Source organism: Flavivirga algicola, from assembly GCF_012910715.1.
Classification (GTDB): domain Bacteria; phylum Bacteroidota; class Bacteroidia; order Flavobacteriales; family Flavobacteriaceae; genus Flavivirga; species Flavivirga algicola.
The window spans coordinates 61,856-75,902 of record NZ_JABBHF010000001.1; the positions used below are offsets into that span (position 1 = coordinate 61,856).

The 14,047-nt window shown below is 34.2% G+C and carries 13 protein-coding genes; 8 read left to right on the forward strand and 5 right to left on the reverse strand.

From position 1 onward, the window contains the following. Positions 1-344 precede the first annotated feature (344 nt). Together HHX25_RS00280 and HHX25_RS00285 are read right to left on the reverse strand one after the other, a co-directional pair. The gene (locus tag HHX25_RS00280; protein ID WP_169668894.1) at positions 345-971 is read right to left on the reverse strand and encodes a CPBP family intramembrane glutamic endopeptidase; all 627 of its coding nucleotides are present in this window, start codon (positions 969-971) and stop codon (positions 345-347) included. Positions 972-981: 10 nt separating this feature from the next. Further along, positions 982-1,440, reverse strand: coding sequence for an Lrp/AsnC family transcriptional regulator (locus HHX25_RS00285; RefSeq protein WP_169669844.1), 459 nt, complete (start codon positions 1,438-1,440; stop codon positions 982-984). Positions 1,441-1,604: 164 nt separating this feature from the next. Between HHX25_RS00285 and HHX25_RS00290 the strand changes: the two genes are divergently transcribed. Next, positions 1,605-2,834, forward strand: a complete 1,230-nt coding sequence (locus tag HHX25_RS00290; protein WP_169668903.1) for an aminotransferase class I/II-fold pyridoxal phosphate-dependent enzyme — start codon at positions 1,605-1,607, stop codon at positions 2,832-2,834. Here HHX25_RS00290 and HHX25_RS00295 read toward each other — a convergent pair. Beyond that, positions 2,821-3,843, reverse strand: a complete 1,023-nt coding sequence (locus HHX25_RS00295) for a metal-dependent hydrolase (protein WP_169668905.1) — start codon at positions 3,841-3,843, stop codon at positions 2,821-2,823. The two genes, HHX25_RS00290 and HHX25_RS00295, sit on opposite strands and share 14 nt — an antisense overlap. A 654-nt stretch (positions 3,844-4,497) precedes the next feature. On the opposite strand from HHX25_RS00295, the gene nhaC reads away from it, so the two are divergent. The 4 genes from nhaC to HHX25_RS00315 all read left to right on the forward strand — a co-directional run bounded on the left by nhaC (position 4,498) and on the right by HHX25_RS00315 (position 7,443). Beyond that, entirely contained in the window at positions 4,498-5,988 is a 1,491-nt protein-coding gene (gene nhaC, locus HHX25_RS00300; RefSeq protein WP_169668907.1) for a Na+/H+ antiporter NhaC, read from the forward strand. A 147-nt stretch (positions 5,989-6,135) separates the two neighbouring features. Beyond that, the gene (locus tag HHX25_RS00305) at positions 6,136-6,780 is read left to right on the forward strand and encodes a peroxiredoxin (RefSeq protein ID WP_169668910.1); all 645 of its coding nucleotides are present in this window, start codon (positions 6,136-6,138) and stop codon (positions 6,778-6,780) included. A gap of 86 nt (positions 6,781-6,866) precedes the next feature. After that, positions 6,867-7,175, forward strand: a complete 309-nt coding sequence (locus HHX25_RS00310; protein ID WP_169668912.1) for a thioredoxin family protein — start codon at positions 6,867-6,869, stop codon at positions 7,173-7,175. Between the two features lie 10 nt (positions 7,176-7,185). Continuing rightward, positions 7,186-7,443 (forward strand): DUF6952 family protein, encoded by a 258-nt coding sequence (locus HHX25_RS00315; protein WP_169668914.1) that lies wholly within the window; start codon positions 7,186-7,188, stop codon positions 7,441-7,443. Between the two features lie 147 nt (positions 7,444-7,590). Here HHX25_RS00315 and HHX25_RS00320 read toward each other — a convergent pair whose 3' ends face one another. Together HHX25_RS00320 and katG are read right to left on the reverse strand one after the other, a co-directional pair. Beyond that, positions 7,591-8,061 (reverse strand): ankyrin repeat domain-containing protein, encoded by a 471-nt coding sequence (locus HHX25_RS00320; protein WP_169668916.1) that lies wholly within the window; start codon positions 8,059-8,061, stop codon positions 7,591-7,593. 218 nt (positions 8,062-8,279) lie between these two features. Beyond that, the gene (katG, locus tag HHX25_RS00325; protein WP_169668918.1) at positions 8,280-10,475 is read right to left on the reverse strand and encodes a catalase/peroxidase HPI; all 2,196 of its coding nucleotides are present in this window, start codon (positions 10,473-10,475) and stop codon (positions 8,280-8,282) included. Positions 10,476-10,698: 223 nt separating this feature from the next. Here katG and tpx point away from each other — a divergent pair, with 223 nt between their 5' ends. From tpx to HHX25_RS00340, 3 genes are all read left to right on the forward strand, one after another. Further along, entirely contained in the window at positions 10,699-11,196 is a 498-nt protein-coding gene (gene tpx, locus HHX25_RS00330) for a thiol peroxidase (protein ID WP_169668920.1), read from the forward strand. Between the two features lie 27 nt (positions 11,197-11,223). After that, the gene (locus tag HHX25_RS00335) at positions 11,224-11,592 is read left to right on the forward strand and encodes a diacylglycerol kinase (protein WP_169668922.1); all 369 of its coding nucleotides are present in this window, start codon (positions 11,224-11,226) and stop codon (positions 11,590-11,592) included. A gap of 63 nt (positions 11,593-11,655) precedes the next feature. Then, complete coding sequence (locus tag HHX25_RS00340; protein WP_169668924.1) at positions 11,656-14,043, forward strand: FtsK/SpoIIIE family DNA translocase; 2,388 nt, start codon at positions 11,656-11,658, stop codon at positions 14,041-14,043. The last annotated feature ends 4 nt before the right edge of the window (positions 14,044-14,047 follow it).

A 14,047-nucleotide genomic window follows, 5' to 3' on the forward strand; every position in this document is an offset into this window, starting at 1 on the left:
CATGGTATCTTATACTTGTGCTGTTTAAGAATAATGGACATTTATACTCCGCTACAGACCTGCCCAATAGATTCATTTCGATAGACCGAAAGTCTAATTCGTGGCATCTTAAAATATAAAATACTGCAAAACTAAATTTGTGTTAAAAAAATAATCGAATGTCTGTTTTGTGTCAGAATGATACTTTTAGTGTCATTCCGAATTTATTTCGGAATCACATTAAGCTGATTGTAAAACCATTATAATGAGAACCTGAAATACTGAAACAAGTTCAGCACAGGCAAGTTCAGGTTGACGTAGCTCCTTATGATTGATACGGATATTCAAAAAAAATATCATAAAAATCAAGTAGGAAAACCAAGCATCGCTCCCATGCCCACGGTAAACAGCCAACTACCATAAATAGCATGCTCAATAGATACCAATATGGTAGATTGAGTTTTAACATAAGTTGTTGCAAATAGCAATCCGCCTAAAAATGTGAGTATAATCACTAAACTGTTTCTAAAAAAGATATGTCCTAAAGAAAATATAATAGCATTTAGAAAAATAAATAACGTTTCATTTTTAAATAACTCTTTATAACGTTCAAAATAAAAAGTTCTGTAAATTATTTCTTGAGGGTATACAGAAAAGAAACTATAAACAAACAATATAAAGAGCCATAATTTAGGCTTATTCAACAGTACATTAAAAAGTGATTTATTATCTGTTAGCCAAACAAATAAAAAGGTAAGGATCCCAATAATTACTAACTTTAAAATAGTTTGTTTCCAGAATATCTGGCATTTTAAATCTGGAGCTATTTTAATTTTTTTCTTTTCAACCTTTAACAATACGTAAATAACATATAAAAAACCAATGAGTCCAATACCCATTTTCAGTTTTATGGAATAGTCTATAGCAAAACTAATTGGTAATAAAATAAAAATGATTAAAAATTCAATCCCTTTATAAGTTGTTGTGCTCATATTATACCAATTAAATTTTAATTGCTGTGGTATGTTTTACTTCGTTTATTACAAACATGCTATGTGTACTCCCTATATGGTTGATTGTTGTTAATTTTTCAACCATAAATCCACGAAACGCTTTCATATCTTTTACTAAAACTTTTAACAAGTAGTCGTAATCACCACTAATATGATAACATTCTAACACCTCTTTTATATTAGCGACCTCTTTTTCAAATTTTATAACATACTCCTGACTGTGCTGTATAAGCTTAATATGGCAAAATGCCACAAAAGCCTTATCTACCTGTTCCTTATTTACCAGGGCCACATATCCTTTTATATACCCTTCCCTTTCTAGTTTTTTTATACGTTCGTAAACTGCTGTTACAGAGATATTTAATTTATTTGAAAGTTCTTTATTGGTCTGTTTACTATCTGTTTGTAAATAATACAGGAGTTTCCTGTCGGTATCATCAAATATCATCATTGAAAATTTTTCATTAAGGTATACAAAAACATCTTAATTACCATATAAAAATCTACAAAAACCAAATAAACAAGTTTTATTTTCTAAATAACTCAATATTCATTGTTTTATAATCTTATAATGATGAATTTTGTTATAGAATTAATCAAAACTTAAACAAGATGGCTTTTAAACCTGCAAACAGTATACAAGACTTACAATATTTTGGAGAATTTGGAGGTGTAAACCCTTCTATTTCGGATTCTTCAACCTATACCTTTTTATCTGCAAAAACGATGTTTGATACTTTTGAAGGCAATGCAGATGGTTGCTATTTATATTCGCGTCACTCATCGCCTTCAAATTTATATTTAGGGGAAGCCTTAGCTGCTATGGAAGGCACGGAAACTGCCAATGTTTCTGCATCTGGAATGGGAGCCATTACCCCCGTACTGTTACAATTATGTAATACAGGAGACCATATCATTTCCAGTAGGACTATTTATGGGGGTACCTATGCGTTTTTAAAAAATTTCATGCCTCGATTTAATATTAAAACTTCTTTTGTAGATATCACCAACTTAGACATTGTTGAAAATGCCATCACAAAAAACACAAAAGTATTGTATTGCGAATCTGTGAGTAATCCGCTTTTAGAGGTTGCGAATATAAAAGGTTTAGCAAATATAGCCAAGAGACATAACTTGACATTAGTGGTTGACAATACCTTTTCTCCATTATCGATATCTCCAGCCATGCTAGGTGCCGATGTCGTTATACACAGTTTAACTAAATTCATTAATGGGTCTAGTGATACTGTTGGTGGTGTTGTGTGCGGAACTCAAGAATTTATAAATGAATTACGTAACGTGAATGATGGCGCTTCTATGTTATTGGGTTCTACAATGGACAGCTTGAGGGCGGCATCCATTTTAAAAAACCTAAGAACATTACATATTAGAATGCAACAACACAGCCATAATGCAACTTATTTGGCTAGAAAATTTGAAGCGGACGGTTTAAAAACGGTATACCCCGGATTAAAATCACATCCATCTCATGAATTATTTAAAAGCATGATGAATGAAAAATATGGTTTTGGAGGCATGCTAACCATTGATGTTGGTTCCTTAGATAAGGCGAACGAACTTATGGAAATGATGCAAGATGAAAATTTAGGGTATTTAGCCGTAAGTCTCGGGTTTTACAAAACGCTTTTTAGTGCTCCTGGCAGTTCTACCTCTTCTGAAATTCCAGAGGAAGCACAAAAAGAAATGGGACTGAGCGATGGTTTAATCCGTTTTTCCATAGGCTTGGATGCAGATATTGAACGCACTTATCAAATGATGCGAGCCTGTATGGAAACCCTAAACATTCTAAATGCAAAAACAGCAACTGTTAAATCCCTTTAATACGTTCCCATAAATTGGACATAGCTGTTTCAAAATCATCAAATTTTGGTTCGAAAGGTTTTATATTTAACCGATCATTGTCTTTATAAAGTGTCAAACTAAAAACAGAAGAATTCGGATTGTTTTCATCTAAAATCGGGTACCTCAAATCATTGTAATGGTATTCGTTGTCTTTCATTTTGTAAATGCTATAATAGCCATTACTAAACTGGGCTAAGTTTTTAATATCATAAAAATCAGTAGGTTTTAAATCGCGTTGCTTAGGTAATTCTCTAAAATTCAAAAACCTGTTTTCTCTATCCAGCAAGGAATAGTTAGCCACAAAATATAAAGAATCTGTTTCAACAATCCCGTACCATAACACATTGTTAAATATAGCTGGCTGGGTACTGTACCGTTTAAAATCGATCTTGTTTTCTACCATGGATTTTCGAAATAAAGCATCTATGTATAGCTTGTTTCCCATCGTTAATAACATATACACAGAACTTATTCCCAAACCAAGCTTGAGCCATAACTTTCTTCTGTTCGATTTTCTATTAAAAAACATTAAAGCAATCATACAGATAAGAAATGGTAATGTGTATACAGGGTCTACAACGGCAATATTGTTAAAAGCGACACGATAATTACTAAATGGCGTGAACAATTGGGTACCGTAAGGTGTGAAACAATCTAATATAGGATGTGTAAATAGCGACCAAAAGAACAGCCAAATCCAATTATTTTTAGTTGTAGTATGCAAACGCTTACCTGAGTTATATAGCTTGTAAGTGAACCACCCAAAAAGAAATGCTGCAAGAACAGAAAACAAAATAGAATGCATAAAGCCTCTATGAAATAGCATCACATCTATTTCATTATTAAATAACAAAATGCCAATGTAAACATCTAAATCTGGAATGGTACCACCTATAGCACCAAATAGCAAAGCTTTATTTCCAATTTTTCTCCCGAGGACAGCTTCGCCACAAGCAGCTCCTAAAACAATTTGAGTTAACGAATCCATGTATGCCGATAAAAATACAATTTAAACGGGAATACGCATGATCTACATTAATATTTTAACTCCTTTTGCAAAGACTTATAATAATTTATTTTTTTTGTCGTCCTTATAACATGTTTTTGAATATTGGTTTTAAACTTTAAAAGCTCTTCAAAATGGCTTTTTTTACGCCTTTTCTCGTAATTGATTTCTATCATATAAACATACTCCAGCGTTTTTAAACTCCTAGATAATTGCTGATTATGCTTTTCCAATTTTAGCTTTATATCTTTTACTTCTGGGGATACGTTTTTGCTTGATACTACAGTTCGTTTCATTATTATTAACTCCAAATTTTATTTAACTTAAGTAAAGGAGAGCGTGTTTATTAACAAGTTAGGTAGCAAATCTAACTTAAGAGAAAATAGTTTTAAATTATAAATCTGTTGTATTAAAAACAATAGGGTTGTTGCAAAAAAAATCAAAATCATAAATTGCGTCATTTTGTTATAAATAAAAGATTAATAATCTGTAGTTTATAAGACACAAGCCTTACAGAAAAGTCACATGATCTTCAACTCATTTTTTACTAATTTTAATAAATACTTGAAAATCGAAAGCCAGCGATTTGCTAAAAAATAAGGATTATCGTAACATTACATGACTAAAATTTCCCATATGCAAGACGAAAACAATCTTTCGGAACTAAAAATAGAAGATCAAAAAATAATAGAGAATAAAGAACTTAACATTTGGGAAGCGCTCATTCCAGTAATAGCCTTAGTTGGTATGTTAGCATATAACATATACGTTTATGGAGATGATGCTTTAAGCGGTAGCAATCAATTTGTTTTATTATTAGGAGCTGCTGTGGCTGCGATAGTTGGCTTTAAAAATAAAGTATCTTATAAAAGAATGCTTGAAGAAGTTTCTGAAAATGTAAAATCTACCACAGGTGCTTTACTTATATTATTAATGGTTGGTTCGTTGGCTGGTACCTGGTTAATTAGTGGTATTATACCAACCATGATTTATTATGGGTTGCAAATATTAAACCCAACCATATTTTTAGCGGCTTGCGTCATTATTTGTTCTATTATTTCGATAGCTACCGGAAGTTCATGGACTACCTCTGCTACCGTAGGTATTGCTCTTGTTGGTATTGGTGAAACATTAGGCATATCTATAGGAATGACCGCAGGTGCTGTGCTATCTGGTGCTTACTTTGGGGATAAAATGTCTCCACTTAGCGACACTACCAATCTTGCACCAGCCATGGCTGGCGGAGAATTGTTTAGCCATATTAAATATATGGCATTAACTACTGTACCTACCATAATGGTAACGCTTATTATTTTTATAATAATAGGATTGAATCTTGATATCACTGGTACACCCCAAATAGACAATAAGCTCTCGGCCATTAGAGGCGCTTTTAATATAAGTCCTTGGTTATTTGTTGTACCTGTTATAGTGATTATTATGATTGTAAAGAAAACAGCTCCTTTAATCGCTTTACTAATAGGTTCTTTGCTTGGAGGCGTAGCTGCACTAATTGCACAACCAGATATCGTAATAAAAATTGCTGGAGCTGACTCCTTAACGTTTCAATCTGCTTATCAAGGTGTGATGAATGCTTTAACGGTAGATACAGCTGTTGAAACTACAAGCCCAGAATTAAACGATTTGTTTACAGCAGGTGGTATGAAAGGTATGCTTGGAACCATTTGGTTAATTGTTTGCGCTATGGTCTTTGGAGGTGTTATGGATGCTATTGGGGCATTATCTAGAATTACAAAGTCTTTGCTAAACTTAGCAACCACAACATTTGGGCTATTTGCAAGTACCGTAGCGAGTTGTTTAGCTCTAAACCTTACGGCATCCGATCAATATCTAGCTTTAGTTGTTCCAGGCAAAATGTTTAAACAAGCTTATAAAGACAGAGGTTTGGCACCTGAAAATTTAAGTAGAACACTGGAGGACTCTGGTACAGTTACCTCTGTTCTAATTCCCTGGAATACCTGTGGCGCCTACCACTCAAAAGTTTTATTTGGATATGCTGGAGCGACCGCATATATACCATATGTGTTTTTTAGTATTCTAAGTCCGTTCATGACATTATTATTTGCTGCTTTTTCAATTAAAATAAAACAACTGGCAACAAAATAAAACCATAACACATTCATTATCAGCAATTATAAACAAATACTATAAGTATATAGTAATTTAAAATTTTATTCCTATTTCATTTTCTCATGTTATAGTCTATTTTTGCTCACTTAAAAGTGAATTATTAATTATAAAATTTAAATACAAATGGCATTAGTAGGAAAACAATTTCCAGATTTAAACGTTGACGCAATGAACGAGATGGGCGATACTTTTAAAGTAAACGTTCTTGAAGAGGCAAAAAACAATAACAAAAAAGTATTATTATTCTGGTACCCTAAAGATTTTACTTTTGTTTGCCCAACAGAATTACACGCATTTCAAGCTGCATTAGGAGAATTTGAAAAACGTAATACTATTGTTATAGGAGCTTCTTGTGATACTCCAGAAGTACATTTTGCGTGGTTAAACACTGCAAAAGACAATGGTGGTATTGAAGGTATTACCTACCCGCTTTTAGCAGATTCTAACAGAAATTTAGCATCTACTTTAGGGATTTTGGATATCACGAACGAGCAATACAATGAAGAAACTGGTGTCGTAACTGTAGAAGGTGATAATGTCACTTACAGAGCAACATATGTTATAGACGAAGATGGTATAGTACAACATGAAGGCGTAAACAACATGCCTATTGGTAGAAATGTCAATGAGTTTTTACGTATTATAGACGCTTTAACACACGTACAGGAAAAAGGAGAAGTTTGTCCTGCAAACTGGGAAGAAGGAAAAGAAGCTATGAATGCTAACAGAAATGCCACTGCTGAGTATTTAGCTGCTCACGTAAATTAAGAAATTCTAATAGTCAACAGACCAAATTCCAAACATGAATGTTTGGAATTTGGTACTTGATTTATTGAAAATTCAAAAAACATATTATGGTACAAGAATTAAGTCAAGATAATTTAAGTGAATTAATTGCCAATAACGAGACTGTTGTTGTACAATATTCTGCTACATGGTGCGGAAATTGCCGCATTATGAAGCCAAAAGTTAAAAAATTAGCTTCCGAATTGGCAAACATAACTTTTATCATCGCTGATGCAGAAAAGTTTCCTGAATCGAGAAAGTTAGCAACCGTTGACAATTTGCCTACATTTGCAGCTTTTAAAGATGGAAAATTTGTGAATCAGACGCAAACTAACAAGTTTGATGTTTTAAAAGAATTAGTAAACGAAGTTATATAAAAAAATTTCCATGAAATTACCTATCATAAAACATTTAACACAATTTATTGAGGACAATGATGAAGACTATATTGTTGAAACTATTGAAACTCTTGAAGCTTTAACTGAAGTTTCGTCTCTTAAAGATGAAGAATTAGATGTTATAGGTGAACTTATTTCCAACATGTACGGTGCTATTGAAGTGAATAAAATGATAAAAGCTGGCACCTCACAAAAAGAGGCTCTAAATAGTTTTATGAGTCGGGTACTGGGAGCTATCGACAAATAATTGAAAAAGAAAAATTGAGGATCAAAACCACTTTGCGAAAGCAAGGTGGTTTTTCTTTGAGTTAAACTTAAGAATGGTCAATTTAAAATTTCTTTATAAAAACATTTAAAGATCTAAATATCAGCCCATAAAACCATTATCAATATACTATTTCAAAAGCTCAACGATAGTTTCAAATTTCTTTTCCTTTGCATGGTCCAGAGCAACTTTTCCTTCATTATCTTTAATCGTCTTATTTACATTATAGCTTAATAACAATTCTACTATTTTGGATTGATTATACATGGAAGCATATATTAAAGACGTAGTACCATTTGAATTTTTAGCATTAACATCCGCCCCACTTTGTATTAAATATTCTGCTAAAGCGACATTACCCTTAAACGATACGCCTATCAAAGCCGTATTTCCAGAAGCATCTGTAGCATTAATATCTGCATTATTTTCTATGAGCAGCTTTACAATAGCTTCTTTATCAAAATAAGCAGCAAAAATTAGAGGTGTAAAGCCTTTAGAATCTTTAGTGTTTATCAAATTAGGATGAAATTTCATAAGTGTCTCTACCCGTTCTTTATCTCCAGATTGAATAGCACTTTGAAAAAAATTTATGTCGTTCATGTTATATGATATGAGTTTCAAAATAAATGAGGCGCTAAGAAAGTATACTCAATGTCATATTGAGCCCTTCGACTGGGCTCAGGACAGGCTTTGTCGAAATATTTTTTATTTACGGATAACCAATGTTGGTTTCGACAAGCTCAACCTAACAAATCAAATAACAAAGACTTTTTAGCCCCTCGGGAGTGATTAAACTTATTATAAATGTTTTATAAGAATTATTTTAAATCAAAACGATCCAAATTCATAACCTTTGTCCAGGCTTTAACGAAATCGTTTACAAACTTTTCTTGAGCATCATCAGCACCATATACTTCAGCAACTGCTCTTAACTCTGTATTGGATCCAAAAATTAAATCAGCTCTAGTCCCTGTAAATTTGACGATTCCAGTTCGACGATCACGACCTTCAAATAGGGTATCATCTTCAGTCGTTGCTTTCCATGTATAAGTAAAATCCAGAATATTGGTAAAGAAATCATTTGTTAAACGACCAACATGGTCCGTGAATACGCCATGATTTGAACCATCATAATTGGCACCTAAAACACGTAAGCCCCCTACTAAGACTGTCATTTCTGGAATTGAAAGTGTTAATAAATTAGCACGATCTACTAATAGGTTTTCTGCAGCTACTTTCACATTTGATTTTATATAATTTCTAAAGCCATCGGCATATGGTTCTAAATGTGCAAAGGACTCTATATCTGTTTGTTCCTGGGAGGCATCTCCCCTGCCGCTATTGAAAGGCACTGTTATATCATCATGTCCAGCATTTTTTGCTGCTTGTTCAACACCCACAGAACCTCCTAAAACAATTAAGTCTGCTATCGAAATAGTGCCGTTAAAATCTTTCTGAATCCCCTCATATATTGCAAGTACTTTAGCCAACTCTCCTGGACTGTTCACTTCCCAATCTTTTTGGGGTGCCAGGCGAATACGCCCTCCATTAGCCCCTCCTCGCATGTCCGATCCTCTAAACGTTGATGCAGAAGCCCAAGCCGTAGTGACTAACTGCGAAATTGATAAGTTTGAAGCCAAGATCCTATTCTTTAAAGAGGCAATATCATTATCACTCAAGTTGTAATCAACCGTAGGTATAGGGTCTTGCCATAACAATTCTTCATTTGGGATTTCAGGGCCTAAATAGCGAGATATAGGTCCCATATCACGATGCGTTAATTTATACCAAGCACGTGCAAAGGCATCTTCAAATGCTTTATGATCTTTATGGAAACGTTTAGAAATTTCTAAATACGTCGGATCTATTTTCAAAGCCATATCTGCATCAGTCATCATTAAAGCTTGTTGTTTTGATGGATCTCCAGCTGTAGGTGCCATTCTAGCTTGTGACGCTTTAGTTGGTGTCCATTGACTTGCTCCTGCTGGACTTTTAGTCAGCTCCCAATCATAATTTAATAATACCTCAAAAAAATCGTGACTCCATTGAGTTGGATTCGGTGTCCATGCCCCTTCAAGCCCACTAGTAATAGCATCATCTAAAACGCCTGTGCCATAGGTGTTTTTCCATCCCATACTCATTTGTTCTATAGAAGCACCTACAGGTTCTGCTCCTACATATGTATCGGGGTTGGCGGCACCATGTGCCTTTCCAAATGTATGTCCCCCAGCAGTAAGAGCTACCGTTTCTTCATCATTCATAGCCATGCGTCCAAAAGTTTCTTTCATTAACTTCGCAGTGCCTAAAGGGTCAGAGGTCCCATTCGGCCCCTCAGGGTTTACATAAATCAATCCCATATGTGCTGCTCCTAAATGACCTTCAATGTTGTCCCCCTCTTCAAATCGCTCTTCATTTCCTAACCATTCGGTCTCAGACCCCCAGTAAATATCTTGTTCTGGTTCCCAAACATCCTCACGGCCACCAGCAAAACCAAAGGTTTTAAAGCCCATAGACTCCAATGCACAATTACCAGCCAGAATCAACAAATCAGCCCAAGAGATTTTTTTGCCATATTTCTTTTTTATAGGCCAAAGTAATAAACGTGCTTTATCTAAATTCCCATTATCGGGCCAACTATTCAGTGGTGCAAAGCGTTGGTTTCCTGTAGCTGCTCCACCACGTCCATCTCCAACACGATAGGTTCCTGCACTATGCCAGGCCATACGAATCATGAAAGGACCATAGTGCCCATAATCTGCGGGCCACCAATCTTGTGAGTCTGTCATTAAGTCAATAACTTCCTGTTTCAATGTTGGAAAATCAACACTGTTAAATGCTTCAGCATAATTAAAATCTTCTCCCATCGGATTAGACTTCACCCCATTTTGACGCAGGATGTTTAATTTCAGTTCATTGGGCCACCAATCTCGGTTTCTTGTACCACTTCCAGCAGTTTCTTTATGAGCCCCTCCCATAAATGGGCATTTGCTTATGTCGCCACTTTTTGTATCCATTTATATTTTTTTAATTAGTTATTTAACTCATTTACACAAACTTAACTTTTAAGTATTAAAAATTAGTGTTTTTTTTATATTTATAAACTATAAAATTATAATTAAAAACTATTCTAAAATAGAATATCAATAGTTTTTAACAATGATTGTAATTATTTCAAAAATTAGTATTTCTAAACAACTTTATATGCTTACTTTTAGTACTTAATTAAAAACATAAATAATGGCAAATATAACTTTGGGAGGTACTCCTGTCGAGACATCTGGAAACCTACCATCAATTGGATCTCAAACTCCTGATTTTAAATTAGTAGCAACAGATTTATCTATCAAAACACTGGAAGATTTTAAAGGCTATAGTTTGGTTTTAAATATTTTTCCTAGTGTAAATACTGGTGTTTGTGCAGCATCCGTTAGACATTTTAATACAAAAGCAAGTCAATTGGAAAACACAAAAGTTTTATGTATTTCTAGAGACCTTCCTTTTGCTCAAGACCAGTTTTGTGCTGCTGAAGGATTAGAAGATGTTGTGATGCTCTCCGATTTTAAAACTGGGGCATTTGGTAAAGACTATGGACTCATTATGGTTAGTGGTGCTTTTGATGCCTTACTTTCCAGAAGTATCATTATAGTAGACACAAATGGTAAAGTGATTTACACAGAACAAGTTCCAGAAACAGGTCAAGAACCAAATTACAAAGCTGCTCTTGAAGCTTTATAAGAGTTACTTAAATCTCGGTTTAATATTATGACCAAAAAAGATTCCTTTGTAGTAAATCGGATTAAAAGTATTGGTTATGCTTTTAAAGGCGCTTTATTACTTTTAAAAACAGAAGCTAGTATTAAAATCCAATTTGTAATTGCTTTAATAGTGACACTTACTGGGCTTTATTATCAAATTTCTTTAACCGAGTGGATGGTTCAACTTCTATGTATTGGTATGGTTATGAGTATTGAAGGGATAAATACTGCTATAGAGGCCATAGCCGATTTTATTCATCCAGAACATCATAATAAAATTGGTTTAATAAAAGACATCGCTGCGGGCGCTGTTTTTATTGCCTCTGTTTTTGCTATCGTAGTTGGTTTTATTATTTATCTTCCAAAGATTTTTTAAAATACTATTCCCTTAGGATAAACGTTAGTAATTTGTATTTTTGTTTAAACTAACAACGCGTTAATGGCGAAGAAAAGAACTAAGACTAAAAAACCACCTAAACAAAAAATCAAGAAACCAAGTTTTAAGCTATCAAACCAACAAAAGTTGGTCTTTGGTAGTTTACTTGTTATATGTGGTGTTTGGTTATGTATAGCCTTAGTCTCTTATTTTTTTACGGGAGAGGCAGATCAAAGTGTCATCAATACATTTCCTTCAAGAACTTCAGAAACCCGGAATTGGGTAAGCCAATTTGGTGCTTGGGCTGGCGAGTTTTTTATTCAACGAGGGTTTGGTATTGCTTCATTTATCTATTCCGGATTAATCTTTTTATCTGGTATATATGTGTTAATGAACCTAAATAAAACCAAATTAAGAAAGCATTGGTTTTGGGGAATTTTAATAACTATTTGGCTATCTGTTCTTTTTGGTTTTTTTGGAAACAAAGACCATATTCTTAGCGGAACTATAGGCTTTGAGATCAATGAGTATCTACAAATTTATATCGGTAAAATAGGAATCTCTCTTCTGCTTTTATTTGGGCTAATCACTTATTTGGCTATCCGTTTTAGAGTCACTTTTGAAAGTTTTACGAATATTTTTAAATCAGCAAAAAAGGATTTTGAAAATGAAATCTCCGATTTAAAGGACGACTTGATTATCCCTGTGGATAATAATTTATCTGAAGAAGCAGAGGCCATTAAGTCTGCTTACGAAATTCCTTTGCAAAATGATACACCTTCACAAAAAAAGGAAACAGAAGTCATTAAAGATGTAGCGCCTCTTGAAGTGAAAGTCGCCCAAGAAGAAGAAAAAGAAGAGCCCAATCTTGAAATAGAAGTTAAAGAAGTGGCCGAAGAACTTTCTGAAAAAAATAATTTAGCCGATAAATTGGTTGAAGATTTTGGACAGTTCGACCCTACGCTTGAGCTTTCCCAATACCAATTTCCACCACTGGATCTTTTAAAAAAATATGATTCAGAAAGTATTACCATCAATCAGGAAGAACTAGAGGAGAATAAAAATAAAATTGTTGAGACTTTAAACAACTATAAAATTGGTATCGCCAGTATTAAAGCGACTATCGGTCCAACAGTTACGCTTTATGAAATAGTGCCTGAAGCTGGGATTCGTATTTCAAAAATTAAAAATTTGGAAGATGATATCGCCTTATCGTTATCGGCATTAGGCATTCGTATCATTGCGCCTATTCCTGGAAAAGGAACCATTGGTATTGAGGTACCTAATAAAAACTCTACAATCGTTTCAATGCGCTCAGTCATTGCATCTAAAAAGTTTCAAACTTCAGAAATGCAGCTACCTATAGCCATGGGAAAAACCATTAGCAACGAAACCTTTGTAGTCGACCTTGCCAAGATGCCTCACTTACTTATGGCAGGGGCTACCGGACAAGGTAAATCGGTAGGTTTAAACGCCGTTTTAACATCCTTGCTATATAAAAAGCATCCAGCAGAAGTTAAATTTATTTTGGTGGACCCTAAAAAAGTGGAGCTAACACTTTTTAATAAAATAGAACGTCATTACTTAGCCAAGTTACCAGATAGCGAGGATGCTATTATAACCGACAACACCAAGGTTATCAATACACTAAACTCTCTATGTATTGAAATGGATAATAGGTATGAACTTCTAAAAAATGCCATGTGTAGAAACATTGCAGAGTACAACAAGAAGTTTAAAGACCGTAAATTAAATCCTAATGATGGGCATCAGTTTTTACCATACATTGTCCTAGTGGTTGATGAGTTTGCAGATTTAATTATGACAGCAGGCAAAGAGGTCGAAACTCCCATAGCACGTTTAGCACAACTAGCCAGAGCTATTGGAATTCACTTAATTATAGCCACGCAGCGTCCTTCTGTTAATGTTATCACAGGTATTATAAAAGCAAACTTTCCTGCCCGTATAGCATTTAGGGTAACATCTAAAATCGATTCAAGAACTATTTTAGATGGTTCTGGGGCTGATCAATTAATTGGTCGTGGTGATATGTTATTTACTCAAGGTAATGATGTGATTCGTATACAGTGTGCTTTTGTGGATACCCCTGAAGTTGAAAGAATAACCGATTATATAGGCTCTCAAAAGGCTTATCCTGATGCTTATCTTTTACCAGAATACGTTGGTGAAGAAAGTGGCACAGGTATTGATATAGATATATCAGACAGGGACAAACTGTTTAAAGATGCAGCAGTTGTTATAGTGACGGCCCAACAAGGTTCTGCTTCGTTATTGCAACGAAAGCTAAAGTTAGGCTATAACAGAGCTGGAAGATTAATAGATCAATTAGAAGCAGCAGGTATTGTAGGTCCTTTTGAAGGCAGTAAAGCCAGACAAGTATTGATTACAGACCTTGCAGCTTTAGATCAACATTTAGAAAACGAGATATAATTTA

What these genes read in the sequence shown, in the direction of transcription:
- HHX25_RS00280 (WP_169668894.1), bottom strand. Translation starts at nt 971, where the DNA reads ATGAGCACAACAACTTATAAAGGGATTGAATTTTTAATCATTTTTATT.
- HHX25_RS00285 (WP_169669844.1), bottom strand. Translation starts at nt 1,440, where the DNA reads ATGATATTTGATGATACCGACAGGAAACTCCTGTATTATTTACAAACA.
- HHX25_RS00290 (WP_169668903.1), top strand. Translation starts at nt 1,605, where the DNA reads ATGGCTTTTAAACCTGCAAACAGTATACAAGACTTACAATATTTTGGA.
- HHX25_RS00295 (WP_169668905.1), bottom strand. Translation starts at nt 3,843, where the DNA reads ATGGATTCGTTAACTCAAATTGTTTTAGGAGCTGCTTGTGGCGAAGCT.
- nhaC (WP_169668907.1), top strand. Translation starts at nt 4,498, where the DNA reads ATGCAAGACGAAAACAATCTTTCGGAACTAAAAATAGAAGATCAAAAA.
- HHX25_RS00305 (WP_169668910.1), top strand. Translation starts at nt 6,136, where the DNA reads ATGGCATTAGTAGGAAAACAATTTCCAGATTTAAACGTTGACGCAATG.
- HHX25_RS00310 (WP_169668912.1), top strand. Translation starts at nt 6,867, where the DNA reads ATGGTACAAGAATTAAGTCAAGATAATTTAAGTGAATTAATTGCCAAT.
- HHX25_RS00315 (WP_169668914.1), top strand. Translation starts at nt 7,186, where the DNA reads ATGAAATTACCTATCATAAAACATTTAACACAATTTATTGAGGACAAT.
- HHX25_RS00320 (WP_169668916.1), bottom strand. Translation starts at nt 8,061, where the DNA reads ATGAACGACATAAATTTTTTTCAAAGTGCTATTCAATCTGGAGATAAA.
- katG (WP_169668918.1), bottom strand. Translation starts at nt 10,475, where the DNA reads ATGGATACAAAAAGTGGCGACATAAGCAAATGCCCATTTATGGGAGGG.
- tpx (WP_169668920.1), top strand. Translation starts at nt 10,699, where the DNA reads ATGGCAAATATAACTTTGGGAGGTACTCCTGTCGAGACATCTGGAAAC.
- HHX25_RS00335 (WP_169668922.1), top strand. Translation starts at nt 11,224, where the DNA reads ATGACCAAAAAAGATTCCTTTGTAGTAAATCGGATTAAAAGTATTGGT.
- HHX25_RS00340 (WP_169668924.1), top strand. Translation starts at nt 11,656, where the DNA reads ATGGCGAAGAAAAGAACTAAGACTAAAAAACCACCTAAACAAAAAATC.